Source organism: Sphingomonas folli, assembly GCF_019429525.1.
Lineage (GTDB): Bacteria > Pseudomonadota > Alphaproteobacteria > Sphingomonadales > Sphingomonadaceae > Sphingomonas > Sphingomonas folii.
Map to the genome: position 1 here is coordinate 91,164 of NZ_JAHXZL010000002.1, position 23,412 is coordinate 114,575.

Sequence of the window (23,412 nt, forward strand, 5' to 3'; positions counted from 1 at the left end):
CGAGCAGTGAGGCGAGGCGATGCACCAGCTTAGCGACTCTGGTCGGGGGACGCGAGCGCGTCAGTCGCGCGATGAGGACGGCGCCACGGGCGGCACGGTGCTGGGCGCGCTGACCTGCGCGGTGGTGACCGGCGGACCCTTGGCGATCGCGGCGGCGAGCTCGGTCGCCTGGGTGCACTGGCCCTGGCACAGGGTGCGGACGCGCGCGAGATTCTGCTTGGCGCGCTCGACCGCGCCTTTCGCCACCATCGCCTCGCCCTGCCCGGTCAGCGCGGCGACGTCGTTGGGCTCGAGCAGCAGCGCCTCGCGATAGAGTCGGATCGCCTTGCCCGGCAGCTGTCGCGTCTCCGCCACCTGGGCGAGCGCGATGAAGGCCTGACGGTTGCGCGGATCGACCGTCACCGCGCTCTCGAACAGGTCGGTCGCGCCGTCGAGGTTGCCCGCGGCACGTGCCGCCTTGCCCTGCTGCAGCAGCGCCATGCTGCGCGCGTCGATCTGGTCGTCCGGGCGCTGGCCGTGCAGCGAGGTCGAGATCGACACCAGCGCCAGCGCCGCGGCAGTGGCGACCGAGGTGAAACGCATGAACGGCTCCAGCTTCGACACGATCGCCAGCGCCTAGCATGGTGCCCGCAGCCGCGCGACGAAAAAACCGTCGGTGCCGTCGTGCGCGGGGGTGAGCCGGACGCCCCGTCCGCGCGCGCGCCCGAACGGCAGCGCGAGCGGCTCGGCGCTCCAGCCGGGATGATCGGCGAGGAACAGTTCGACCTGGTCGGCGCCCTCGGCGTCGAGCAGCGAGCAGGTCACGAACACCAGCGCGCCGCCGGGGCGCACCGCGGGGGCACCGAGCGCGAGTACGTGGCGCTGCATCGCGGCGTAGCGCTCGAGCCGCTCGGGGGTGAGCCGCCAGCGCGCCTCGGGGTTGCGCCGCCACGTCCCGCTGCCCGAGCAGGGCGCGTCGACGAACACGATGTCGGCGCGGACGCCGGCGAGCGCCGCCGCCTCGCGCCCGCCGTCGAGCAGCAGCGGCTCGATGATCCTCGCGGCCGCCCTCTCGGCGCGGGGCGCCAGCCGCGCCAGTCGCGCGCGGTCGACGTCGCTGGCGATGATCCGACCCTGGTTCGCCATCGCGGCGGCGAGCGCGAGGCTCTTGCCTCCGGCGCCCGCGCAGAGGTCGAGGACGGTCATCCCCGGCGCGGCACCCGCGGCGAGCGTCACCGCCTGGCTGCCAGCGTCCTGCGCCTCGACCAGCCCGGCGTAGGGGGCGAGATCGGTGCCGGCGGGGAGACGCCGCGCGTCGGGGAGGCCGGCGATCGGTGCGGCACCCTCGATCACGGGCAGCTCGCCGCGGAGCGGGTTGACGCGAACGTCGAGCGGAGCGCGTTCGACCAGCGCCGCCTGCTCGGCCGGATCCAGTCCCGAGGCCGCGAGGCGCTCCGCCAGCCAGCGCGGCAGCACGCCGGGCGCGGCCGCGGGCTCGTCCGCGATCGGCGCGGGCCCGTGCGCCGAGCCGTCGAACGTGGCGGCGAGCGCCGCGTCCTGGCGGGCGATCGTGACCAGCGCGGCGCGCCCGCTCGCGGGCCGCTCGCCGAGCGCGCGGATCGCGGCATAGACCAACTCGCGCACCGCGCGCCGATCCTTCGAGCCGGCGTAGCGCCGCGCCGCGAAATAGCGCGCGATCAGCGTGTCGGCGGCGGCGCCGCCCTGCTCGGCCGCGGCGACGATCGAGTCGAGCAGCTCGATCGCCGCCTGGGTGCGCGCCGCGGGGGTCACTCAGCGCGTCGGATAGTTGGGCGCCTCGCGCGTGATCGTGACGTCGTGGACATGGCTCTCCTTGAGCCCAGCGCCGGTGATCTGGACGAAGCGGGCGCGCTCCTGGAGGGCACGGATCGTCGCGGAACCGGTATAGCCCATCGCCGCCTTGATGCCGCCGACCAGCTGGTGGATCACGTCGCGCGCGGGGCCCTTGTACGGCACCTGGCCCTCGATCCCCTCGGGGACGAGCTTGAGCTGGTCGCGCACCTCGCCCTGGAAATAGCGGTCGGCCGAGCCGCGGCCCATCGCGCCCACGCTTCCCATCCCACGATAGGATTTGTACGCACGTCCTTGATAAAGGAACGTTTCCCCCGGCGCCTCCTCGGTCCCGGCGAGTAGCGAACCGACCATGCAGGTCGACGCGCCCGCGGCCAGCGCCTTGGCGAGATCGCCCGAGGTGCGCAGTCCGCCGTCGGCGATCACCGGCACGCCCGCGGCGGCGCCGGCCTCGGCGCAGTCCATCACCGCGGTGAGCTGGGGTACGCCCACGCCGGCCACCACGCGTGTGGTGCAGATCGAGCCGGGCCCGATGCCGACCTTGATCCCGTCCGCACCCGCGTCGATCAGCGCGCGCGTCGCCTCGGCGGTGGCGACGTTGCCGGCGACGACCTGGACCGAGTTGGACAGCTTCTTCACGCGCTCGACCGCGCGCGCGACGTCGCGGTTGTGGCCGTGCGCGGTGTCGATCACGATGAGGTCGCACTCGGCGTCGACCAGCGCCTCGGTGCGCGCGAAGCCCTTGTCGCCCACGGTGGTGGCGGCGGCGACGCGGAGCCGGCCGGCGGCGTCCTTGGTCGCCTCCGGGTACATGACCGCTTTCTCGATGTCCTTCACGGTGATCAGCCCGACGCAGCGATAGGCGTCGTCGACCACCAGCAGCTTCTCGATGCGGCGTTGGTGGAGCAGCCGGCGCGCCTCGTCCTGCTTCACGCCGACCGAGACGGTGGCGAGATGCTCGCGCGTCATCAGCTCGGCGACCGGCTGGTCCGGGTTCTCGGCGAAGCGGACGTCGCGGTTGGTGAGGATGCCGACCAGCTTGCCGTCGCGCTCCACCACCGGGATGCCGCTGATCCGATTGGCCTTCATCAGCGCCTGCGCCTGCGCCAGCGTCGCCTCGGGCGCGATCGTGATCGGATTGACCACCATGCCGCTCTCGAAGCGCTTGACCTGGCGCACCGCGGCGACCTGCTCGTCGACGGTGAGATTGCGGTGCAGCACCCCCATGCCGCCCAGCTGCGCCATCACGATCGCCATGTCGGCCTCGGTGACGGTGTCCATCGCCGAGGACAGGATCGGGATGTTGAGCGCGATGTCGCGCGTCAGCCGCGTGCGCGTGTCCGCCTCGCCGGGGAGCACCGCGGACTCGGCGGGCGTGAGCAGCACGTCGTCGAAGGTGAGGCCGAGGCGGATGTCCATGGGGCGCCGAATCCTTGGGAGCGAGGAGTGGCGCGCCATGTAACCGCGTTCCCCGCATCTCGCTAGGCCCCCCGCCCCGCAGCGGCTATGATCGCGCGCGAGTGCGGTGAGACCGAGGGGGAAAGAGACGGTGACGGTGACGCTGGCCCTGTTGTTCCTGGCGCTGGTCGTCTTCTACCTGCTGACGAGCATCAAGATCGTCCGCCAGGGCTATCAGTACACGATCGAGCATTTCGGCCGCTACACCGGCACCGCGGCGCCGGGCTTCAACTTCTACCCCGCCTTCTTCTACCGCGTCGGCCGGCGCGTGAACATGATGGAGCAGGTGATCGACATCCCCGGGCAGGAGATCATCACCAAGGACAACGCGATCGTCTCCACCGACGGGGTCGTGTTCTTCCAGGTGCTCGATGCCGCCAAGGCCGCCTATGAGGTCTCGGACCTCTATGTCGCGCTGCTCCAGCTCACCACCACCAACCTGCGCACGGTGATGGGCTCGATGGACCTCGACGAGACTCTGTCGAAGCGCGACGAGATCAACGCGCGGCTGCTCTCGGTGGTGGACCACGCCACCGTGCCCTGGGGCGTCAAGATCACCCGCGTCGAGATCAAGGACATCCGCCCGCCCGCAGACATCGTCGCCGCGATGGGCCGGCAGATGAAGGCCGAGCGCGAGAAGCGCGCCAACATCCTCGACGCCGAGGGCTCGCGCGCCTCCGAGATCCTGCGCGCCGAGGGGCAGAAGCAGGCGCGCATCCTCGAGGCGGAGGGCCGCCGCGAGTCGGCCTATCGCGACGCCGAGGCGCGCGAGCGCGCCGCCGAGGCCGAGGCCAAGGCGACGCAGGTGGTGTCGGACGCGATCGCCGCCGGCGGCACGCAGGCGATCAACTATTTCGTCGCGCAGAAATATGTCGAGGCGCTCGGCAAGTTCGCCACCAGTCCCAACGCCAAGACGATCCTCTTCCCGGTGGAGGCGACCCAGCTGATCGGTACGCTGGGCGGGATCGGCGAGCTGACCAAGAGCGTGCTCGCGCCCAACGACTCGTCCGAGCCGCCGATCGACCTGCCGCGCTCGGCGCTCGACCCGCGGCGATGACGCTCGACTGGCTGAGCGAGCCGGGCGCGGCATGGCTGGCCGCGGCGCTGCTGCTGGGGCTCGCCGAGCTGGCGGTGCCCGGCGTGTTCCTCGTCTTCCTCGCGCTGGCGGCGGCGGCGACCGCGGCGATCAGCTACGCGATCGCGCCGCTGCCGCTCGCCGCGCAACTGGTCTGCTTCGCGCTGTGGAGCGCGGTCGCGGTGGTCGTCGGCCGCCGCTGGTACCGCGACTATCCGGTGGCGGGCGGCGACTCGCACCTCAACGACCGCGCCGCGCGGCTGGTCGGCGAGGTCACGCGGCTGGAGCGCGCGATCGTCGACGGCCGCGGGCGAGTCGCGGTGGGGGACGGCAGCTGGCCCGCGCGCGGCCCCGACCTGCCCGCGGGCGCGCGCGTCCGCATCGTCGCGGTGCGCGACGGCGTGGTCAGCGTGGAGGCGGTGTGAGGGCGTCAGCGGATCAGCGCGAGGCGGTGTCGCGGAGGAGCCAGCACCCACCCCGGCGTCACATCCCGAAGTTGTTTCAGCTTCCACGGTGCCGCCGACCCAGCGACGGGAGGGGGCTGGCGACCGGTGGGTCCTTGAACGCGTTCAGGAAGACGCCAGAGGAAGGCGTCGCGTCGGACTCGTCGCCGCCCGCCTGCCCGCGCCCACCTCGCCTCGCACCTCAGTGCGGCAGGCCGTAGCGCAGCAAGAGCGACTCGAGCGTCTCGTCGCTCAGCGGGGAGAGGAACTGGCAGCCTGCCACGAGCTCGTCCGCCCACACCACGATCGCGGCGACCACGCCGAGCCCGGGGATAGTGAGCCAGATCGACTCGTCGCGCGCCATCGCGGAGAAGGTCAGCAGCCGGCAGCCGTGGAGCGACAGGTCCATGACCTTGCACAAGGTGCGCGCCATGCCGCTCTGCTCGACCGGAGCCTCGACGGCGACGGGGGCGCGGCGTCCGCGGCGGACGGGGCGCTCGGCGGGGGCATATTCGGCGGCGAACATGGCGGCGATGCTACGCCGCCATGCCTAACAACAGGTTTACTTACGCAGCGTGAGACCGCCGCCGAAGCGCTTGTTGAAGCGCGCGACCTGGCCACCCTGGTCGAGCATCTGACCCTTGCCGCCCGTCCACGCCGGGTGCGCGAGCGGATCGATCTCCAGCGTCATCACGTCGCCTTCCTTGCCCCAGGTGGAGCGAGTCTCGTAGACGGTGCCGTCGGTCATCTGCACCTTGATCATGTGATAGTCGGGGTGGGTGTCTTTCTTCACGGTCACGCTCCTGAGCGGCTGGTTCCGACCAGCCTGGTAAAGCAAGCCGCGCGCCCTACAGCGCACGTGCGGTAAAGTCAAAGTATGCGGCGAAGCGGGCTCATGCCGCGGCGGGCGGGTCGGCGATCATCGCGGTGAAGTTCGCCTCGGCAGCGACCGCGCCGTCGATCCGGGCGACGCCGGCGAACTTGCACACCGCGCTGCGCTTCTGGACGAACTCGACCTCAAGCGACAGCAGCACGCCGGGCTCGACCGGCTTGCGGAACTTCGCGCCCTCGATCGCCATGAAATAGACCAGCTTGCCCGATCCGGCGAGGCCGAGGCTCTCCACCGCGAGCACGCCCGCGGCCTGCGCCAGCGCCTCGATGATCAGCACGCCCGGCATGATCGGACGGCCCGGGAAATGGCCCTGGAAGAAGCCTTCGTTGATCGTCACCGCCTTGGTGGCGCGGATCGAGCGGTCGCGCACGAGCGTCTCGACGCGGTCGACCAGCAGCATCGGGTAGCGATGCGGCAGCAGCGCCATCACGCGGGTGACGTCGAGCGGGCCGATCGGCCCGCCCGACTCACCTACCGCCCCGCCGGGCGACTGACCGAGCGGGGCGTCGCTCATCGACCGGTCGGCGCGCGGTTGTTGGCGGCCGGGGCGGCGGCCGGGGCGGCGGCGCCCTCCTGCTGCTGGCCCGGCTGCCAGTTGGCCGGCGGCGTGATGCCGACGGTCGGCACGGTGCGGTCCAGCTCGGCGGTGATCGCCGAGGTGATGTCCGCCGTCGGGTTGGCGAACAGCGCGGCGTTCGGGCGCAGCAGCAGGCTGACGTTCTTGGCGCGCGCCGCGGCGCTCACCGCGTCCTGGAGCTTGGTCGAGATCTGCTCGATCGCGTAAGACTGCGCGCGCGAGGCCGGCGCGGTGAGACGCTGCAGCTCGGCGTTGGCGGTCTGCTCGCGCGTCTGGATCGCCTGCGCCTGGGTGCGCAGCGACGCCTCGGTCGCGCCCGGTGCGGCGGCCGCCTTCTGATAGGCGGCGACGAGCGGCTGCAGCTCGGTCTGGATCGCCTGGCGACGCGTGTTCGCCTGGTCGAGCTGCGCCTTATACTGGGTCTGGATCTGCGTGCGCGCGGTCGCCCAGGCCTTGGAATTGGCGACCGCGGCCTCGGGGTCGGCTACAGCTACGCCGCCGACCTGCGCCGTGGCGGCCGGAGCGGTCAGCGTCGCCGGCGCGACGAGCGCGGCGGCGAGCAGGAGGTGCTTGAAGGTGGTCATCAGAACTGAGTCCCTACGTTGAAGGTGATGAGCTTCTTGTCGTCGCCGGGCTGGGTCAGCAGCGCCTTGGCCAGATCGATGCGGAGCGGCCCGAACGGCGAGTTCCAGTTGACGCCGATACCCACCGACAGGCGCGGTCGCGCCGAGTCGCCGAGGAAGGTCTCCTGGAACGGCTGCGACGCGATCTGCGCGGTGTTGGGCACCACGCCGTTGCAGCCGCCGTTGGCGCCCGGGATGCCGGCGGCGCAGGTGGTGGAGACGCTGAGGCCGTCGGCATTGGTGTAATAATAGAGCGGTTGCTTGGCATCGTTGTACACCGGCAGCGGGAGCACGACGGTGTTGCCGTTGGCGTCGGTCGTCGTCGGGAACACCGCGGTGGGCAGCGGGCGGGTGATGTTGAACAGGCTGCCGACCTGGGCGTAGATCGACGGACGCAGCCCGAGCTCGCGCGCGCCCGAGCCGAGCGGGATCTCGATCTCGAACCGGCCGAGATAATAGGCCGTGCCGCCGAGCGCGTCGTCGATCACCTGGTCGCGGTCGGTGACGAGCACCTGCGCGCCGTTGGCGTCGGTCGTGTAATATTGCCGCTTCACGCGCGGGCCGACGCCGCGGATGTCGAAACCGCGGAACTGCGGCTCGCCGAGGTAGAAGCGGTCGGTGATGCGGACGCGGTCGACGCCCTCGCCGCGGGACCGCTCGAGCGAGCGGATGTAGCCTCCCTCGCCGACGACCGAGGCGATGAACCCGCCGCCGATGTTCCAGAACTTCGACCCCTCGACGCGGGTGCGGACGTATTTGACCGAACCGCCCAGCCCGGCGAAGTCCTGGCTGAAGACGAAGCGCTGCCCCGCGGTCGGACGCAGGCGGCTGTTGAGGCTGTCGTAGATCAGCGAGTAGCCGACCATCGAGGTCAGGCGGTTGCCCAGCGCCTCGCAGAGATAGCGCCCGGCCTTGAGCGGGTCGCACGAGCCGTTGGTGAAGAAGGAATTCTCGTCCAGCCCGACCTTGTCGTAGGAGAAGGTGTAGCGGCCGGCGAGCTGCCAATATTCGGTGAGCGGCACGCCGGTCCGGATCTGGAACCCGGTCGAGACCTGGCTGTAGGTGGTGCGGCGATCCGTACCGTAGAAATTGAACGAGTTGTAATCGCGACGGAACAGGTCGACGCCCAGCGCGATGTTCTTGTCGAACACGTAGGGCTCGGTGAACCCCAGCTCGATCGACTTGGAATAGCTGGAGTAGTTCACGCCGGCGCGGAGCGTCTGCCCCTTGCCGCGGAAGTTGTTCTGCGTGATGTTCGCCTGGATGATGAAGCGCTCCAGGCTCGAGAAACCCGCCGAGAGCTGGAGCTCACCGGTGGATTTCTCTTCCACGTTGGCCTCGAGCACGACGCGGTCGGTCGAGCTGCCCGGCGTCTGCTTGATCTCGAACTTGTCCTGGAAATAGCCCAGGCTGTTGATGCGGTCCTGCGAGCGCTTGACCTGGAAGCTGTTGAACGCGTCGCCCTCGGCGAGCCGGACCTCGCGGCGAACCACCTTGTCCTGCGTCTGCGTGTTGCCGACGATATCGATCCGCTCGACATAGGTGCGCTGCGCCTGGCCGATGTGGAAGTTGATCGTCATCGTGTGCGCTTCGGAGTCGCGCTGATACTCGGGCTGCACCTCGGTGAAGGCATAGCCGAACAGCCCGGCGGTCTCGCTGAGATGATCGAGCGTGTCCTCGACCAGCTTGGCGTTGTACCAGTCGCCCTTCTTGATCCCGAGCGTGGTCGCCATCTTCTTGCCGTCGAAGTCGCGGATGTCGCTGTCGACGGTGACGTCGCCGAACTTGTAGCGCTCCCCCTCCTCCACCACGTAGGTGATGATGAAGTCCTTGCGGTCGGGCGTCAGCTCGGCCACCGCCGAGGTGACGCGGAAGTCGGCATAACCCTCGGTGAGGTAGAATTGCCGCAGCTTCTGCTGGTCATAGGCCAGCCGGTCCTGGTCGTAGGAGGTGCCCGACGACAGGATGCGGAAGAAGCGTGCCTCCTTGGTGGCCATCTGCGCGCGCAGCTTGCCGTCGTCGAACACCTTGTTGCCGATGATGTTGATCTGGCGGACCTTGGACTTGGGGCCCTCGCTCACCTCGAAGATCACGTCGACGCGGTTCTGATCGAGGCTGACCATCTTGGGCTGCACCGTCGCGGCGAAGCGGCCCTGGCGGCGGTACAGCTCGATGATCCGCGCGACGTCGGCGCGCACCGCCGAGCGGGTGAAGATCTGGCGCGGCTTGAGCCGGACCTCCTTGCCGATCTTGTCTTCCTTGAGGCGCTTGTTGCCCTCGAAGATGACACGGTTGATGATCGGGTTCTCGCGCACCCGGATCACGATGTTGCCGGTCGAGGCGCCGTCGATCGTGACGTCGTTGAACAGGTCGCTGGCGTAGAGGTCCTTGATCGCCTGGTCGAGCGACTCATTGGTGTAGGGCTGGCCCTGACGCAGCTTGGTGTAGCTGAGCGCGGTCTCGGGCTCGATCCGCTGCGTGCCCTCGACGCGCAGCGAGGTGATCGTGCGCGCGGCCTGGGGCGCGGACGCGGCGGCCGCCGGCGTGGCGGCGGGCGGCTGCGCCGCTGGGGTCGCGGCGGGGCGCGGCTGCGCCGCTGGGGTCGCGGCGGGCGCGGGGCGGGTCTGCGCCGCGGCGGCGAGCGGCACGCCGGCCAGCATCGTGCAGCCCAGCAAGGTCGCCGAGGCACGCGCCCGCGAAGTTGAAACGTTCAGCACCGTCACCTAAATCCCACCCGAGAGTAACCGCCACGCATGCGGGCCGCGCCGCCCTGCCCCACCTTGCTCACCCGATCAAGCCGGCCAGGTGCTGCCACAGCCCGCGGTTGCTGAGGTCGTTGAAGGTGACCAGCACCATCAGCGCGAGCACCGCCGCCAGCCCGCCGCGGAACGCCCATTCGACCAGCTGCGGCGGCGCCGGCTTCCGCCGCACCGCCTCGATCGCGTAGAAGAGCAGGTGACCGCCATCGAGCATCGGCACTGGCAAAAGGTTGATGAACCCGAGATTGATCGACACGAGCGCGATCAGGAAGACGAACTCGTCCGGCCCCAGCGTGAGCTGCTCGCCCGAGGCCTTGGCGATCGACAGCGGCCCGCCCAACTCCTTCACCGAGCGGCGCCCGGTGACGATCTGGCCGATCGTCTCGACCATCATGCCGACGATCTGGCCGGTGCGCCGCACCGCGACGACCGGTGCCTCGAACACGCCGACTTCGGTGACGACCGGCGCGGTCGGCGCGATGCCGAGCAGGCCGACGCGATAATCGTTGCCGAACCGGTCGCGCTGCTGCTGCGTGCCGATGGTCGCGTCGATCGCGGCGGCGCGACCATCGCGGACATAATCGACGCGGATGCGCTCACCGGCGCGGATCTTCACGTAGCGGACCATGTCCTCGAACGTGTCCATCTCGCGACCGCCGAGCGCTGTCACGCGATCGCCCGCGCGCAGCCCCGCGGCCGCCGCGGCGGTGCCCGGCAGCGCCTCGCCGACCACCGCGGGGGTGCGGGCGTCGCCGTACGCCAGCGCGAACCCCGCGAGGATCAGCACCGCCAGGACGAAGTTCACGACCGGGCCGGCGGCGACGACGATCGCGCGCTGCCACACCGGCTTGGCCTGGAAGGTGCGGGCGCGCTCCTCGGCGGGCAGCGCGAGCCACTCGGGCCCGGGCTGGCTCGCCGGGTTCATGTCGCCGGCGAAGCGGACATAGCCGCCGAGCGGCAGCCAGGCGAGCTTCCAGCGCGTGCCGCGGCGGTCGGTCCAGCCGGCGACCTCGCGCCCGAAGCCGATCGAGAAGGCCTCGGCATGCACCCCGAACCAGCGGCCGGCGAGATAATGGCCCATCTCGTGGACGAAGACGAGCGGCCCGATCACCAGGATGAAGGCCAGTGCGGTGATCAATACGCCAGGGGTCTGGATCAAGCGACGCAATCCTTCACGCGCTCGCCGGCTCTCCTTCGCGCCTCCGCGTCGATCGCGAGCACCGCGTCGAGCGTCTCCGGCGCGGCCGGGTCGTAGCGCTGTAGCGTATCGTCGACGATTGCGGCGATTTCAAGAAAGCCGATCGCGCCGGCGAGGAAAGCGGCCACCGCCACCTCGTTCGCGGCGTTGAGGATCGCGGGGCGCGCGCCGCCCGCCTCGGCGGCGTCGCGCGCCAGCGTCAGCGCGTGGAAGCGCGGCGCGTCGGGTGCCTCGAAATCGAGCCGACCCAGCTTGACGAGGTCGAGCGGCGCCATCGGGGTCGCCATCCGCTCGGGCCAGGCGAGGCAGTGCGCGATCGGCACGCGCATGTCGCTGGGGCCGAGCTGCGCCAGCATCGAGCCGTCGACATAGTCGACCATCGAGTGGATCACCGACTGGCGGTGGATCACGATCTCAATCCGCTCGGGCGGCACCGGGAACAGCCGCGCCGCCTCGATCAGCTCGAGCCCTTTGTTCATCATCGTCGCGCTGTCGACCGAGATCTTCGCGCCCATCGACCAGTTCGGGTGCGCCACCGCCTGCGCCGGGGTCACCGCCGCCATCTGCTCGAGCGTCCAGTCGCGGAACGGCCCGCCGCTCGCGGTCAGGATGATCCGGCGCACGCTCTCGGGCCGGGTGGGGTCGAGGCATTGGAACACCGCGTTGTGCTCGCTGTCGGCGGGCAGCAGCGTGGCGCCGTGCGCCGCCGCGGCGGCGACGATGATGTCGCCGGCGGAGACCAATGGCTCCTTGTTGGCGAGCACCACCGTGCCGCCGCGCTCGATCGCGGCCAGCGTCGGCCGCAGCCCCGCGCAGCCGACGATCGCGCCCATCGTCCAGTCGGCCCCCGCGGCGGCGGCATCGCACACCGCCTGCGCCCCCCCGGCGGCCGCGGTGGGGGTGCCGGCGAGCGCGGCGCGCAGCGCGGGCAGGCACGCCTCGTCCGCCACCACCGCCAGTTCGGCGCTGGTGCGCCGGGCCGCGGCGGCGAGCCGCTCGACGTCGCAGTTGGCGGTGAGCGCGACGACGCGGAAGCGGTCGGGCTCACGCTCGATCAGGTCGAGCGTCGAGGTACCGACCGAGCCGGTCGCCCCCAGGATCGAGACCGTCCTCACCCGAAGGCGCCCAGCGAGACGACCAGCAGCGCCGCGACCGGCGCCACCGGCACCAGCCCGTCGAGCCGGTCGAGCACGCCGCCGTGGCCGGGCAGGATGTTGCCCGAGTCCTTCACACCGGCGCGGCGCTTGAGCCAGCTCTCGTAGAGATCGCCCCCCTGCGCCAGCACCGCGAGCAGCGGCGAGGCGAGCGCCAGCACCAGCGGCAGCCCGGCGACCGCGTGCAGCAGCGCACCCAGCAGCGTCGCCGCCGCGGCGCCGCCGATCAGCCCCGCCCAGGTCTTGTTCGGGCTCAGCCGAGGCGCCAGCTTGGGACCGCCGATCGAGCGACCCGCGAAGAAGGCGCCGATGTCGCAGGCCCATACCAGCGACATCGCCCAGAAGGTCTCGAGCAGCCCCTCGCCCTGGCGCCGCAGCACCACCAGCGCGAGCACCGGCAGCGCACAATAGACCACGCCGAGCGCGAGCTGGGGCAGCCGCGTGACGATCGCGACGAAGAAGGCCGCGCCCGCGATCAGCCCGAGCGTGAAGAAGGGCCGCGGCTCGATGATCAGCCACGCCGGCGCCATCGTCGCGAGCGGCACGCTCATCGCGAACTGCGCGAGCCGCTTGGTCTTGGGCGCGACCTTCTGCAGGTCCGACCATTCCGCCATCATGAACAGCGAGATCACCACAGCGAGCAGCCAGAAGGCGATGTCGCCCAGCACCAGCGCGACGCTCGCCACCGCGATCATCGCGACGCTGGCGATCATCCGCAGCCGCAGGTTGGACGGGGTACGCAGCTTGGCGTCGGGCGTCGGCTCGATCATGCGGGACGGGTCACAGCCCGCCGTAGCGGCGCTGGCGCTTGCCGAACGAGTCGAGCGCGGCGCCGAGCGCGGCGGCGTCGAAGTCGGGCCACAGCGTGTCGACGAACAGCAGCTCGGCATAGGCCGCCTGCCACAGCAGGAAGTTGGAGAGGCGCTGCTCGCCCGAGGTGCGGATCAGCAGGTCGAGCGGGGGCAGGTCGCGCGTCTCGAGCTCGGCCTCGATCGCGGCGGCGTCGATCGCCTCGGGCGCGAGCCCGTCGCGCGCCGCCCGCTCGGCGAGCCGCCGCGCCGCCGCGACCAACTCGGCCTGCGCGCCATAGTTGAGCGCGATCGCCAGGATCGGGCCGGTATTGGTCGCGGTGCGCGCGAGCGCGTCGTCGACCAGCTCGACCACGTCGGCGGGGAAGCGGCGATAGTCGCCGAGCACGCGTAGCCGCACGTTCTCGCGGACCAGCTCGGCGAGGTCATTGCGGATGAAGAATTTGAGGAGCTTCATCAGCGCGCCGACCTCGTCCTCCGGGCGGCGCCAGTTCTCCGACGAGAAGGCGTAGAGCGTCAGCGCCTCCAGTCCCATCGCGCGTGCGGCGCGGGTGACCGCGCGCACCGCCTCGACGCCCGCGCGGTGCCCGGCGGCGCGCGGCAGGTGGCGCTGCGCCGCCCAGCGGCCGTTGCCGTCCATGATGATGGCGACGTGGCGCGGCAGCACCGCGGGCGCCTCGCGCGGCATCGCGGCGGTCGCCATCACCCCTCCCCCCCAGGCGCGCGCGACGTCACTTGTTGAGGATTTCCTTCTCCTTGGCGGCCGAGACCGAGTCGATGTCGGCGATCGTCGCGTCGGTCAGCTTCTGCACCTCGGTCTCGAGCCGCTTGCGCTCGTCCTCGGAGATCACGCCCTTCTTCTCGTCGGTCTTGAGCGCGTCCATGCCGTCGCGGCGGACGTTGCGCACCGCGATCTTGGCCTTCTCCGAATATTGGCCCGCGAGCTTGGCGAGTTCCTTGCGCCGCTCCTCGGTGAGATCGGGGATCGGCAGACGCAGCGTCTGGCCGTCGTTGATCGGGTTGAGCCCGAGCCCGGCGGAGCGGATCGCCTTCTCCACCGGGCCGACGTTGGTCTTGTCCCATACCTGCACCGACAGCATGCGCGACTCCGGCACCGACACCGTGGCGACCTGGTTGAGCGGCATGTGCGCGCCATAGACCTCGACCGTCACCGGATCGAGCAGCGAGGTCGAGGCGCGGCCGGTGCGAAGGCCGCCGAGGTCCCCCCTGAGCGACTCTACCGCGCCGTGCATGCGGCGCTCGAGGTCGGTCTTGTCATACGCGGGCATCGGTCGTCTCCACTTGCTTCTGCACCACCGTCGAGACGCCCTCACCGCGCAGCACGGCGGCGAAATTGCCGTGCTCGCGGATGTTGAACACGACGATGGGAATGTTCGAATCCCGGCACAGCGCCACCGCGCTGGCGTCCATCACCTTGAGGTTCTTGGCCAGCACCATGTCGTAGCTGACCGTCTCGTAGCGGGTCGCCCCGGCCACCTTCTTCGGGTCGGCGTCGTACACGCCGTCGACCGAGGTGCCCTTGAACAGCGCGTCGCAGTTCATCTCCGCGGCGCGCAGCGCGGCGCCCGAGTCGGTCGTGAAGAAGGGCGAGCCGACGCCCGCGGCGAAGATCACGATGCGCCCCTTCTCGAGGTGGCGCTCGGCGCGACGGCGGATGAACGGCTCGCACACCGAGTGCATCGGGATCGCCGACTGGACGCGGGTGTCGACGCCGATCTGCTCGAGCGCGTTCTGTACCGCCAGCGCGTTCATCACCGTGGCGAGCATGCCCATGTAATCGGCGGTGCCGCGCTCGAAGCCCTTGGCCGCGGCGGCGAGCCCGCGGAAGATATTGCCCCCGCCCACGACGATGCACAGCTCATAGCCCTGCGCCTTCACGTCCGCGATCTCCTCCGCGACGCGCGCGGTGACCGCGGGATCGATCGCGAGACCGCCCTCGCCCATCAGCACTTCGCCGGAGAGTTTCAGCAGGATACGTTTGTAGCGGGGCTGGGTCATCGGGTCTCGTCGGGCAGGGAGCGGAGCGGCGCGGACCCTAGGCGGCGGGTCGGCGGCTGGCAATGGGTTGACACAGTCGCGCGAGGCGGGGGTGAGCTCCCAGATCCTCCCCGCTCGCGGGGAGGGGGACCATGCGCAGCATGGTGGAGGGGGCCCTCCACGCGGGCTGCGCTGCGTGAAGAGCCCCCCTCCACCACGCCGCTTCGCGTCGCGGTCCCCCTCCCCATACGGGGGAGGATCTCACCACCCCCGAAACGCGAACCGCCGCCCCGGCACGATGGCCGGGGCGGCGGCGGGTCGTCCTCGCAGGTCGCCCAGGCGTCAGGCCGGCTGCGGCACGCCCGAGGCGGCGGCGACCTCGGCGGCGAAGTCGGAGACCTCCTTCTCGATCCCCTCGCCCAGCTGGAAGCGGACATAGTCCACCAGCTTGATCTCGGCGCCGGCATCCTTGCCCGCCTTGGCGACGACGTCGCTGATCTTGGTCTTGCCGTCCATCACGAACAGCTGGCTGACCAGAGCGTGCTCCTTGCGGTACTTGGCGATCGAACCCTCGACCATCTTGGCGATGATGTCGGCCGGCTTGCCCGACTCACCCGCCTTCTCGGCCGCGATCGCGCGCTCGCGCTCGATCTCGCCCTCGTCGAGGTCCTCCTCGTTGAGCGCCTTGGGGAAAGCCGCGGCGATGTGCATCGCCAGCTGCTTGCCCAGACCCTGCAACACCTCGTCCGACGCCGCGCTCTCGAGCGCGACGAGCACGCCGATCTTGCCGAGGCCCGGCGCCTGCTGGTTGTGGACATAAGCGACGACCGCGCCCTGGCTCACCGACAGCGAGCGCGCGCGGCGGATCGACTGGTTCTCGCCGATCGTCGCGATGTTGTTGGTCAGCGCCTCGGCGACGGTGGTGCCCGACGGCATCTGCGCCGCCTTGATCGACTCGACGTCGCCGCCGGTGGCGAGCGCGATCTGGGTCACCTCGCGGACGAAGTTCTGGAACTGCTCGTTCTTGGCGACGAAGTCGGTCTCCGAGTTGACCTCGACCGCGGCGCCCTTGGTGCCGCTGACCGCGACGCCGACCAGGCCCTCGGCCGCGGTGCGGCTCGACTTCTTCTGCGCGGCCGCGAGGCCCTTGGTGCGCAGCCAGTCCAGCGCGGCGTCCATGTCGCCCGAGGTCTCGCTGAGCGCCTTCTTGCAGTCCATCATGCCCGCGCCGCTCTTCTCGCGCAGGTCCTTGACCATCGCTGCCGTGATGTCGGCCATCTTCTTGTCCTCAGCTGGTGATTGCGTCGACGCGCGACGATCGGTGAATCGCCGCGCGCCGAGGGGAATGAGGGAGGCCGCGGCTTAGGCAGCCTCCGTGACAATCGTGCGTCCGCGCCGGCGCGCCCGCGCGGACACGCGGGTCAGGCCGCGGCGGTCTCGGCCGCCGGGGTCTCGACCGTGAGCGCCTCCTCGGCGGGCGGCTCGCTCATCGCGCCCAGGTCGACGCCACGCCCGGCCTGCTGCTGCTGGCTGCCGCGAGTCGCCGCGATCGCGATCGCCTCGCAGTACAGCCGGATGGCGCGGGCCGCGTCGTCGTTCGCCGGCACCGGGAAAGCGATGCCGTCGGGCGACACGTTCGAGTCGAGGATCGCGACGACCGGGATGCCGAGCGTGTTGGCCTCCTTGATCGCGAGCTCCTCCTTGTTGGCGTCGATCACGAACATCACGTCCGGGATGCCGCCCATGTCGCGGATGCCGCCAAGCGACAGCTCGAGCTTGTCGCGCTCGCGGGTGAGCTGCAGCACTTCCTTCTTGGTGAGGCCGGCGGTGTTGCCCGACAGCTGCTCCTCGAGCGCCTTCAGACGCTTGATCGAGTTGCTGATCGTCTTCCAGTTGGTCAGCATGCCGCCGAGCCAGCGGTGGTTGACGAAATGCTGGCCGGCGCGGCGCGCCGCCTCGGCGACCGGCTCCTGCGCCTGGCGCTTGGTGCCGACGAACAGCACCTTGCCGCCCGACGAGACCGACGAGCTGACGAAGTCGAGCGCGCGCGCGAAGAGCGGCACGGTCTGCGACAGGTCGATGATGTGGACGCCGTTGCGCTCGCCGAAGATGTAGGGCTTCATCTTCGGGTTCCAGCGATGGGTCTGGTGGCCGAAGTGAGCGCCGGTCTCGATAAGCTGCTGCATCGTGACGACAGGTGCCGCCATAATCATGTTCCTTCCGGTTGAGCCTCTGGGAAGCGAGTGACGCGGCCTGGAAGGCGGCGCACCGGTAGATGATGCTTCCCATGTGGGGTTGAGGGGCGCGCCTTAGCCGATCGCCCGCGCGATCGCAACCCGGGGAACAAACGCTTGACAGGAGTGAACATAGCTGGAACAAGGCGGCGGAACACAGGGTGAACGACGACATGAGGCCAGGGTTGTTTCGGTGCCGGTGCGGACCAGTACCGTTATGACATTGATCTCGGAACCCTCTGGAGTCGCAGAGGTTCTACTGGCCACGTCGCGGAACGGGAGTCGAACGATGATGGAAGTGATGACCCTCGCGATCTTCGGCGGCGGGCTCTCGACCGCGGCCTACGCGCTATATGCGACGTTGGCGCCCAGCCTCGACAAGATCGCCGGCGCGCTGCGCGGCGAGACGGCGCCCGGTCGCCCCTCCCCGCTCGCGTCGCTGGTGCGCGCCGAGCGGCGGATCGCGGTCAGGCGCTGGGCGGGCTCGGCGGTGCCGGCGGGGTCGCCGCTCCGCCAGCGCGGAGCCGCCTGACCCGCGCGTAGCTGGCGACGCTGAACGGCATCGCCAGCAGATAGGCGATCCCCGCCGCGGCGGCGGTCTGCCACGGTGCGCTCACCGCCGCCGCCCCCACCGCCACCACCACCGCGATCGCCTCGAAGCGGATGTTGGGGCGCAGGCGCAGCGAGGTCCAGGAGAAGGTCGCCAGGCTCGACACCATCAGCAGCGCGATCAGCACCGTCCACGGTGCCACCAGCCGCGGGTCGCGCAGCAGCGGCGCATCGGTGACGAACCATAGGAACAGCGGCAGCATTGCCAGGCCGGCCCCCGCGGGCGCGGGCACGCCGGTGAGGAAGCCGGCCGATTTGTGCGGCTGGTCGTCGGCGTCGATGTTGGCGTTGAAGCGCGCTAGCCGCAGCGCGCAGAACACCGCGAGCACCAGCGCCGCCATCCAGCCGAAGCGCGGCAGCGCGTGCAGCGACCAGAGATACAGGATCAGCGCGGGCGACACGCCGAAGGAGATCGCGTCGGAGAGCGAGTCGAGCTCGGCGCCGAAGCGGCTCTCGCCGTGGAGCATCCGCGCGACGCGTCCGTCGAGCCCGTCGAGCACGCCCGCGAGCAGCACCATCGTCACCGCGAGCTCCCAATGGCCCGAGATCGCGAAACGGATCCCCGACAGGCCGGAGCACAGCGCCAGCGCGGTGACCGCGTTGGGCGCGACCGCGCGGAGCGGCAGTCCGCCGGGCGGGCGACGCAGCGGGCGGCGGACGGGGCGTCTCATGACTATTGCGCGACGCCGCTGACGCGCTCGGCACCGAGGCGCGCCAGCACCGTCTCGCCCGCGATCGCGCGCTGGCCGAGCGCCACCTGCGGGGCGTACCCCTCGGGCAGGTAGACGTCGACGCGGCTGCCGAAGCGGATCAGCCCGACGCGCTGGCCGGCCGCGACGATGTCGCCGATCTTGGCGAAACCGACGATCCGCCGCGCCACGAGGCCAGCGATCTGTGTGAAGCCGACGCGGCGCCCGTCGAAGCCCTCGACGACGAAATGCTGGCGCTCATTCTCCTCAGACGCCTTGTCGAGGTCGGCGTTGAGGAACTTGCCCGAGATATAGACGACCTGGCGGATCGTCCCCGCGATCGGCGAGCGGTTGATGTGGACGTCGAACACCGACATGAACACCGACACGCGCACCATCGGCATCTCGCCCAGGTCGCCGATCAGCTCGCGCGGGACCGGCACGCGCTCGATCATCGTGATCAACCCGTCGGCAGGCGAGACGATCAGCTCGTCCCCCACCGGCGTGGTGCGCACGGGATCGCGGAAGAAGGCGGCGACCCACAGCGTGAGGCCGAGGAACGGCCAGAAGAACACCTTGGACACGATCGTCATCAGCAAAGTGATACCGAACGCGATCGCGGTGAACTTCTGTCCTTCGGGGTGGACGGCGGGAAAGCGCCACTTCACGGTCGAGGTGACGACCGGCGGCTTGTCGAGCGAGGTCATCGCTTCGTCCTATCGACCGGCGCGCGCGGTGACAACGCGCTTGCTGGCCAGGCTCGCCGTCACAGGTCGGTGGTCCGGCACCAGCGATAATGCGCGCCGGCGCGCAGGTCGGTGTAGCTGGTGCGGCTGTCGACCCGGATCTTCAGCCGCTCGGCAGCGCGATACTGGCGCGGGCCGCCATATTGGACGCAATTCTGCCGCAGCGTGTAGCGCTGGCCGATGCGGGCGAGGACGCGCGCGTGGCACTGGCCGGCCTTGCTCGAGCCGATCCCGTCGCCCTGATAGTCGCGAAGCGCCACGTTGGGGGCGCCGCGACACGGCGTGCCGGACTCGACATACGCGCCGTGGGCGAGCGGCAGCGTGTCGGCCAGCGCCGGGGCGGGAAGCAGCAGGGCGAGGGCGGCGGGGAAGCGGATCGTTCGCATCGCGGCACGAACGGCGGTGCGGGCGAAAGGGTCCCGCGGCACCGGCCGGCACCTTCTGCCTCCTGGTTCGAGCGAGACGCTCCTCCTTTACGTCATCCTGAGCTCGTCTCAGGATCCACCGTGCCGCGCATTCTGGAGGTGCGGCGCCTGCGGGACAGTGGATCCTGAGACAAGCTCAGGATGACGGCGGGCGAGAGAGGCGCGACCTCCCCCACCCCGGTTGATCCCCCGCTCCCTTGCCCCTATCGACCGCGGCAACGCTTCTCAGCAAGGATATCGGCATGGCCAAGATCAAGGTGAAGACGCCCGTCGTGGAGATCGACGGCGACGAGATGACGCGCATCATCTGGGAGTGGATCCGCGAGCGCCTGGTCAAGCCGTACCTCGACATCGACCTCGACTATTATGACCTCGGCATCGAGCACCGCGACGCCACCGACGACGCGGTCACGGTGGAGAGCGCCAAGGCGATCCAGAAGTATGGCGTCGGCGTGAAATGCGCCACGATCACCCCGGACGAGGCGCGCGTCGAGGAGTTCGGCCTTAAGAAGATGTGGCGCTCGCCCAACGGCACGATCCGCAACATCCTCGGCGGCGTCGTCTTCCGCGAGCCGATCGTGATGAGGAACGTGCCCCGGCTGATCCCGGGCTGGACCCACCCGATCGTGGTCGGCCGTCACGCCTTCGGCGACCAGTATAAGGCGACCGACTTCAAGGTGCCCGGCAAGGGCAAGCTCACGATGAAGTGGGAGGGCGAGAGCGGCGAGACGATCGAGCACGAGGTGTTCGACTTCCCCGCGGCCGGCGTCGCGATGGGCATGTACAACCTCGACGAGTCGATCCGCGACTTCGCGCGCGCCTCGCTCAACTACGGCCTGGGCCGCAACTGGCCGGTGTATCTCTCCACCAAGAACACCATCCTCAAGGCCTATGACGGCCGCTTCAAGGACATCTTCGCCGAGGTGTACGAGAGCGAGTTCGTCGACCAGTTCAAGGCCGCGGGCATCGTCTACGAGCACCGCCTGATCGACGACATGGTCGCCAGCGCGCTCAAGTGGAACGGCGAGTTCGTCTGGGCCTGCAAGAACTACGACGGTGACGTCCAGTCGGACCAGGTCGCGCAGGGCTTCGGCTCGCTCGGGCTGATGACCTCGGTGCTGATGACGCCCGACGGCAAGACGATCGAGGCCGAGGCGGCGCACGGCACCGTCACGCGCCACTATCGCCAGCACCAGCAGGGCAAGGCGACCTCGACCAACCCGATCGCCTCGATCTTCGCCTGGACCGGCGGGCTCAAGTACCGCGGCAAGTTCGACGGCACCCCCGACGTCACCCGCTTCGCCGAGACGCTGGAGCAGGTCTGCGTCGAGACGGTCGAGAGCGGCGACATGACCAAGGATCTCGCGATCCTGATCGGGCCGGACCAGAAGTGGATGACGACCGAGCAGTTCTTCGAGGCGGTGCGGGTCAACCTCGAGAAGAAGATGGCCAGCTGGGCCTGAGCTGACGGGGGCGGTCTCCGGCCGCCCCCGCATCGCGCCGCCTCAGCGGCGGCGCAGTTCCACGACCAGGCCGGCGTCCCCGCGCAGCACCGTCGCGGCGGCGCCCGGCATCGGCACCGTCTCGCGCAGCTCGACCGTCCGCGCGCCGCCGCAGGCGCCGTCGCCGGGACGGGCCCAGCGGACCATCACCGACAGGGCCGCCGCCGCACCGGCCCGCTGCGGCACGAGTTGGACGCTCACCTCGTTCTGCGCGCCATAGGCCGACGGGCGCGGACAGGCGTCCGGCTGCGCCTCCTGGACCGTCTGGCGGAAACTGCTGCTGTTCCGCGCCGACACCCACAAGGCACCGTCCCACAACGTCATGTTCGCCGCGCGCACGATGACGCCGAGCCGCACGCGCTCGCCGCCGCTTCCTCGATCGCGCCACGGATCGTCCGTCGCCACGTAGACGGGCGGCGGCGGCGGGGCGGTCGCGAGCACCTGCGCGGCGAGAAGGAGCGAGAACATGCGGGTGATCCTCCGATGACGCGCTCGATCGTGGCGCAAGATCGCTTAAGGAAGCGTGCTCGGCGGTGTGACGCGCCCGGCTGCTTTTTCTCCGTTCGCGGCGCGACAAGGGCGCCCTAACCCGCTTACAAGCCGATCATGGCTATCGGACTTCAGAATGAGGGCTTCAGCGACGCGCTCGTGATCCTCGGCGCGGCGGGGCTCGTCATCCCGGCGTTCGCGCGCTTCCGCATCAGCCCGGTGATCGGGTTCATCCTCGTCGGCGTGCTCGTCGGCCCCGCCGGCCTCGGCGCGCTCGTGCCGCGTGCACCATGGCTCTACTATGTGACCATCTCCGATCCCGGCGCGATCGAGCCCTTCGCCGAGTTCGGCATCGTGCTGCTGCTGTTCTCGATCGGGCTCGAGCTGTCGTTCCGCCGGCTCTGGGCGATGCGCCAGCTCGTCTTCGGCACGGGATCGATGCAGCTGCTCGGCTCGTCGCTGCTGATCGGCGTGACGCTGCACTATCTCGGCCAGGATTGGAGCGGCTCGGCCGGGCTCGGGCTGGCGCTCGCGCTGTCGAGCACCGCGCTGGTGCTGCCGCTGGTCGGCACGTCGAGCCCGGTCGGGCGCGGCGCCTTCGCGATCCTGCTGTTCCAGGACCTCGCCTTGGTGCCGATCATCTTCGCGCTGGGCGCGATGGCGCCGACCGCGGGCGACGCGGGCTGGGTCGGCATCGCCGGGGTCGCGTTGCGCGGCGCGCTCACCGTCGTGGCGATGTACGTCGGCGGACGGCTGGTGCTGCCGCGGCTGTTCGCCCAGGCGGCGCGCACGAAGAGCCCCGAGCTGTTCCTCGCCGCCTCGCTGCTGGTGGTGATCGTCGCCAGCGTCGCCACCACCGCCGCGGGCCTGTCGCCGATCGTCGGCGCGCTGCTCGCCGGTCTGCTCATCGCCGAGACCGAGTATCACAGCGAGGTCGAGGTCATGACCGCGCCGTTCAAGGGTCTCGCGCTGGGCGTGTTCCTGATCACGGTGGGGATGAGCCTCGACCTCAAGCTGATCCTCGCCAACTGGGTGTCCCTGCTCGCCGCGGTGATCGGCGTGGTGACCGCCAAGGCGGTGGTGACCTACCTGCTGCTGCGCGTCGCCAACGCGCGGCGCGGGATCGCGGCCGAGACCGGGCTGCTGATGGGCAGCCCGTCCGAGACGACGCTCATCGTGCTCGCCACCGCGGCGCAGGCGCAGCTGATCCTCGGCTCCACCGCGGCCTTCTGGCAGACCGTCACCGCGATCGGGCTGACCATCACGCCGCTGCTCGCCAAGCTGGGGCGCACGGTGTCGCGCCGGATCGAGCGACGCGACCCGCTGCCCGACGCGGTCTCGACCGAGCAGGGCACGCGCGCGGTGCTGTTCGGCTTCGGCCGCGTCGGCCAGCTCGTCGCCGACATGCTGGCGCGCCACCAGCAGCCCTATGTCGCGGTCGAGGCCGACATCGACGCGGTCGCGGAGGCGCGCGCCGCGGGCTATCCGGTGGTGTTCGGCGACGTGGCGCGCGCCGAGCTGCTCGACCGGCTCGACCTCGCCAACGCGCGCGCGCTGATCCTGACGATGGACGATCCCGTGCTCACCGTCCGGCTCGCGCGGCGGTTGCGCGAGGCCTATCCGGCGCTGCCGATCATCGCGCGCGCGCGCGACACGGTCCACGCGGCCGAGCTGTACAAGGCCGGCGTCACCGACGCGGTGCCCGAGACGCTGGAGAGCTCGCTCCAGCTCTCGGAGGCGGTGCTGGTCGATCTCGGCGTGGCGATGGGCCCGGTGATCGCGTCGATCCACGACAAGCGCGACGAGCTGCGCCAGACGATCCGCCGCGTCGCCATGCTCGACCGGGAGCCGCGCATCCGTCGGCTCCGCCGCAGCGACGAGATCGAGCCGGCCTGACCCAAGATGTCGATCAGCCGCGATTTC

The 23,412-nt window shown here is 70.5% G+C and carries 25 protein-coding genes; 5 read left to right on the forward strand and 20 right to left on the reverse strand.

From position 1 onward, the window contains the following. Positions 1-60: 60 nt before the first annotated feature. From KZ813_RS02965 to guaB, 3 genes are read right to left on the reverse strand one after another with little or no spacing between them, the layout of a single operon-like run. Complete coding sequence (locus KZ813_RS02965) at positions 61-582, reverse strand: tetratricopeptide repeat protein (RefSeq protein WP_219753495.1); 522 nt, start codon at positions 580-582, stop codon at positions 61-63. Positions 583-615: 33 nt separating this feature from the next. After that, the gene (locus KZ813_RS02970) at positions 616-1,770 is read right to left on the reverse strand and encodes an RsmB/NOP family class I SAM-dependent RNA methyltransferase (protein ID WP_219753496.1); all 1,155 of its coding nucleotides are present in this window, start codon (positions 1,768-1,770) and stop codon (positions 616-618) included. Further along, positions 1,771-3,228 carry an IMP dehydrogenase gene (guaB, locus tag KZ813_RS02975; protein WP_219753497.1) on the reverse strand — a complete coding sequence of 486 codons (1,458 nt, stop codon included), beginning with the start codon at positions 3,226-3,228 and terminating at the stop codon, positions 1,771-1,773. Between the two features lie 130 nt (positions 3,229-3,358). Here guaB and KZ813_RS02980 point away from each other — a divergent pair, with 130 nt between their 5' ends. After that, positions 3,359-4,324, forward strand: coding sequence for an SPFH domain-containing protein (locus KZ813_RS02980; RefSeq protein WP_219753498.1), 966 nt, complete (start codon positions 3,359-3,361; stop codon positions 4,322-4,324). Then, positions 4,321-4,767, forward strand: a complete 447-nt coding sequence (locus tag KZ813_RS02985) for an NfeD family protein (protein WP_219753499.1) — start codon at positions 4,321-4,323, stop codon at positions 4,765-4,767. The genes KZ813_RS02980 and KZ813_RS02985 overlap by 4 nt, the downstream gene beginning before the upstream one ends. 220 nt (positions 4,768-4,987) lie before the next feature. Here the strand turns inward: KZ813_RS02985 and KZ813_RS02990 are convergent, their stop codons facing one another. The 13 genes from KZ813_RS02990 to rpsB all read right to left on the reverse strand — a co-directional run bounded on the left by KZ813_RS02990 (position 4,988) and on the right by rpsB (position 17,002). Next, positions 4,988-5,311 carry a PilZ domain-containing protein gene (locus tag KZ813_RS02990; RefSeq protein WP_219753500.1) on the reverse strand — a complete coding sequence of 108 codons (324 nt, stop codon included), beginning with the start codon at positions 5,309-5,311 and terminating at the stop codon, positions 4,988-4,990. A 36-nt stretch (positions 5,312-5,347) separates the two neighbouring features. Then, positions 5,348-5,578: a 50S ribosomal protein L31 gene (gene rpmE, locus KZ813_RS02995; RefSeq protein WP_183943387.1), complete on the reverse strand. Its 231-nt coding sequence runs from the start codon at positions 5,576-5,578 to the stop codon at positions 5,348-5,350. Between the two features lie 100 nt (positions 5,579-5,678). Then, positions 5,679-6,191 carry a 3-hydroxyacyl-ACP dehydratase FabZ gene (fabZ, locus tag KZ813_RS03000; RefSeq protein ID WP_219753501.1) on the reverse strand — a complete coding sequence of 171 codons (513 nt, stop codon included), beginning with the start codon at positions 6,189-6,191 and terminating at the stop codon, positions 5,679-5,681. Next, a complete protein-coding gene (locus KZ813_RS03005; RefSeq protein WP_219753502.1) occupies positions 6,188-6,838 on the reverse strand; it encodes an OmpH family outer membrane protein in 651 nt (216 codons plus the stop codon). Before KZ813_RS03005 ends, fabZ begins: the two co-directional genes overlap by 4 nt. Then, positions 6,838-9,600 (reverse strand): outer membrane protein assembly factor BamA, encoded by a 2,763-nt coding sequence (gene bamA, locus KZ813_RS03010; protein WP_373369238.1) that lies wholly within the window; start codon positions 9,598-9,600, stop codon positions 6,838-6,840. Before bamA ends, KZ813_RS03005 begins: the two co-directional genes overlap by 1 nt. Positions 9,601-9,661: 61 nt before the next feature. Then, positions 9,662-10,795: a M50 family metallopeptidase gene (locus KZ813_RS03015; protein WP_219753503.1), complete on the reverse strand. Its 1,134-nt coding sequence runs from the start codon at positions 10,793-10,795 to the stop codon at positions 9,662-9,664. Beyond that, positions 10,792-11,949 (reverse strand): 1-deoxy-D-xylulose-5-phosphate reductoisomerase, encoded by a 1,158-nt coding sequence (locus tag KZ813_RS03020; RefSeq protein ID WP_219753504.1) that lies wholly within the window; start codon positions 11,947-11,949, stop codon positions 10,792-10,794. The genes KZ813_RS03015 and KZ813_RS03020 overlap by 4 nt, the downstream gene beginning before the upstream one ends. Then, positions 11,946-12,758 carry a phosphatidate cytidylyltransferase gene (locus KZ813_RS03025; protein ID WP_219753505.1) on the reverse strand — a complete coding sequence of 271 codons (813 nt, stop codon included), beginning with the start codon at positions 12,756-12,758 and terminating at the stop codon, positions 11,946-11,948. Before KZ813_RS03025 ends, KZ813_RS03020 begins: the two co-directional genes overlap by 4 nt. Positions 12,759-12,768: 10 nt before the next feature. Beyond that, positions 12,769-13,500, reverse strand: a complete 732-nt coding sequence (locus KZ813_RS03030; protein WP_219753506.1) for an isoprenyl transferase — start codon at positions 13,498-13,500, stop codon at positions 12,769-12,771. A 28-nt stretch (positions 13,501-13,528) separates the two neighbouring features. Further along, on the reverse strand, positions 13,529-14,086 hold the full coding sequence (gene frr, locus KZ813_RS03035; RefSeq protein ID WP_219753507.1) for a ribosome recycling factor: 558 nt from the start codon (positions 14,084-14,086) through the stop codon (positions 13,529-13,531). Then, the gene (pyrH, locus tag KZ813_RS03040) at positions 14,073-14,816 is read right to left on the reverse strand and encodes a UMP kinase (protein WP_219753508.1); all 744 of its coding nucleotides are present in this window, start codon (positions 14,814-14,816) and stop codon (positions 14,073-14,075) included. The genes frr and pyrH overlap by 14 nt, the downstream gene beginning before the upstream one ends. A 321-nt stretch (positions 14,817-15,137) precedes the next feature. Further along, the gene (tsf, locus tag KZ813_RS03045) at positions 15,138-16,073 is read right to left on the reverse strand and encodes a translation elongation factor Ts (protein ID WP_219753509.1); all 936 of its coding nucleotides are present in this window, start codon (positions 16,071-16,073) and stop codon (positions 15,138-15,140) included. 143 nt (positions 16,074-16,216) lie between these two features. Further along, on the reverse strand, positions 16,217-17,002 hold the full coding sequence (gene rpsB, locus KZ813_RS03050; RefSeq protein ID WP_219753510.1) for a 30S ribosomal protein S2: 786 nt from the start codon (positions 17,000-17,002) through the stop codon (positions 16,217-16,219). Positions 17,003-17,330: 328 nt separating this feature from the next. On the opposite strand from rpsB, the gene KZ813_RS03055 reads away from it, so the two are divergent. After that, positions 17,331-17,561, forward strand: coding sequence for a hypothetical protein (locus KZ813_RS03055; RefSeq protein WP_219753511.1), 231 nt, complete (start codon positions 17,331-17,333; stop codon positions 17,559-17,561). On the opposite strand, the gene KZ813_RS03060 is transcribed toward KZ813_RS03055, so the two are convergent. The 3 genes from KZ813_RS03060 to KZ813_RS03070 are packed head-to-tail and all read right to left on the reverse strand — an operon-like array spanning position 17,497 to position 19,501. Beyond that, a complete protein-coding gene (locus KZ813_RS03060) occupies positions 17,497-18,309 on the reverse strand; it encodes a CDP-alcohol phosphatidyltransferase family protein (protein ID WP_219753512.1) in 813 nt (270 codons plus the stop codon). The genes KZ813_RS03055 and KZ813_RS03060 overlap by 65 nt on opposite strands. Before the next feature lie 2 nt (positions 18,310-18,311). Beyond that, positions 18,312-19,034 carry a phosphatidylserine decarboxylase gene (locus KZ813_RS03065; RefSeq protein ID WP_219753513.1) on the reverse strand — a complete coding sequence of 241 codons (723 nt, stop codon included), beginning with the start codon at positions 19,032-19,034 and terminating at the stop codon, positions 18,312-18,314. A 59-nt stretch (positions 19,035-19,093) separates the two neighbouring features. Next, entirely contained in the window at positions 19,094-19,501 is a 408-nt protein-coding gene (locus tag KZ813_RS03070; RefSeq protein WP_219753514.1) for a hypothetical protein, read from the reverse strand. Between the two features lie 239 nt (positions 19,502-19,740). Between KZ813_RS03070 and KZ813_RS03075 the strand changes: the two genes are divergently transcribed. Further along, the gene (locus KZ813_RS03075) at positions 19,741-20,961 is read left to right on the forward strand and encodes an NADP-dependent isocitrate dehydrogenase (RefSeq protein ID WP_219753515.1); all 1,221 of its coding nucleotides are present in this window, start codon (positions 19,741-19,743) and stop codon (positions 20,959-20,961) included. A 42-nt stretch (positions 20,962-21,003) separates the two neighbouring features. On the opposite strand, the gene KZ813_RS03080 is transcribed toward KZ813_RS03075, so the two are convergent. Further along, on the reverse strand, positions 21,004-21,468 hold the full coding sequence (locus KZ813_RS03080; RefSeq protein ID WP_219753516.1) for a hypothetical protein: 465 nt from the start codon (positions 21,466-21,468) through the stop codon (positions 21,004-21,006). 138 nt (positions 21,469-21,606) lie between these two features. On the opposite strand from KZ813_RS03080, the gene KZ813_RS03085 reads away from it, so the two are divergent. Beyond that, the gene (locus KZ813_RS03085) at positions 21,607-23,385 is read left to right on the forward strand and encodes a cation:proton antiporter domain-containing protein (protein WP_219753517.1); all 1,779 of its coding nucleotides are present in this window, start codon (positions 21,607-21,609) and stop codon (positions 23,383-23,385) included. The last annotated feature ends 27 nt before the right edge of the window (positions 23,386-23,412 follow it).

What these genes read in the sequence shown, in the direction of transcription:
- KZ813_RS03075 (WP_219753515.1), top strand. Translation starts at nt 19,741, where the DNA reads ATGGCCAAGATCAAGGTGAAGACGCCCGTCGTGGAGATCGACGGCGAC.
- KZ813_RS03060 (WP_219753512.1), bottom strand. Translation starts at nt 18,309, where the DNA reads ATGAGACGCCCCGTCCGCCGCCCGCTGCGTCGCCCGCCCGGCGGACTG.
- KZ813_RS02985 (WP_219753499.1), top strand. Translation starts at nt 4,321, where the DNA reads ATGACGCTCGACTGGCTGAGCGAGCCGGGCGCGGCATGGCTGGCCGCG.
- KZ813_RS03005 (WP_219753502.1), bottom strand. Translation starts at nt 6,838, where the DNA reads ATGACCACCTTCAAGCACCTCCTGCTCGCCGCCGCGCTCGTCGCGCCG.
- pyrH (WP_219753508.1), bottom strand. Translation starts at nt 14,816, where the DNA reads ATGACCCAGCCCCGCTACAAACGTATCCTGCTGAAACTCTCCGGCGAA.
- KZ813_RS02965 (WP_219753495.1), bottom strand. Translation starts at nt 582, where the DNA reads ATGCGTTTCACCTCGGTCGCCACTGCCGCGGCGCTGGCGCTGGTGTCG.
- KZ813_RS03085 (WP_219753517.1), top strand. Translation starts at nt 21,607, where the DNA reads ATGGCTATCGGACTTCAGAATGAGGGCTTCAGCGACGCGCTCGTGATC.
- KZ813_RS03065 (WP_219753513.1), bottom strand. Translation starts at nt 19,034, where the DNA reads ATGACCTCGCTCGACAAGCCGCCGGTCGTCACCTCGACCGTGAAGTGG.
- frr (WP_219753507.1), bottom strand. Translation starts at nt 14,086, where the DNA reads ATGCCCGCGTATGACAAGACCGACCTCGAGCGCCGCATGCACGGCGCG.
- KZ813_RS03080 (WP_219753516.1), bottom strand. Translation starts at nt 21,468, where the DNA reads ATGTTCTCGCTCCTTCTCGCCGCGCAGGTGCTCGCGACCGCCCCGCCG.
- KZ813_RS02990 (WP_219753500.1), bottom strand. Translation starts at nt 5,311, where the DNA reads ATGTTCGCCGCCGAATATGCCCCCGCCGAGCGCCCCGTCCGCCGCGGA.
- rpsB (WP_219753510.1), bottom strand. Translation starts at nt 17,002, where the DNA reads ATGGCGGCACCTGTCGTCACGATGCAGCAGCTTATCGAGACCGGCGCT.
- KZ813_RS03025 (WP_219753505.1), bottom strand. Translation starts at nt 12,758, where the DNA reads ATGATCGAGCCGACGCCCGACGCCAAGCTGCGTACCCCGTCCAACCTG.
- tsf (WP_219753509.1), bottom strand. Translation starts at nt 16,073, where the DNA reads ATGGCCGACATCACGGCAGCGATGGTCAAGGACCTGCGCGAGAAGAGC.
- guaB (WP_219753497.1), bottom strand. Translation starts at nt 3,228, where the DNA reads ATGGACATCCGCCTCGGCCTCACCTTCGACGACGTGCTGCTCACGCCC.
- fabZ (WP_219753501.1), bottom strand. Translation starts at nt 6,191, where the DNA reads ATGAGCGACGCCCCGCTCGGTCAGTCGCCCGGCGGGGCGGTAGGTGAG.
- KZ813_RS03030 (WP_219753506.1), bottom strand. Translation starts at nt 13,500, where the DNA reads ATGGCGACCGCCGCGATGCCGCGCGAGGCGCCCGCGGTGCTGCCGCGC.
- KZ813_RS03055 (WP_219753511.1), top strand. Translation starts at nt 17,331, where the DNA reads ATGACCCTCGCGATCTTCGGCGGCGGGCTCTCGACCGCGGCCTACGCG.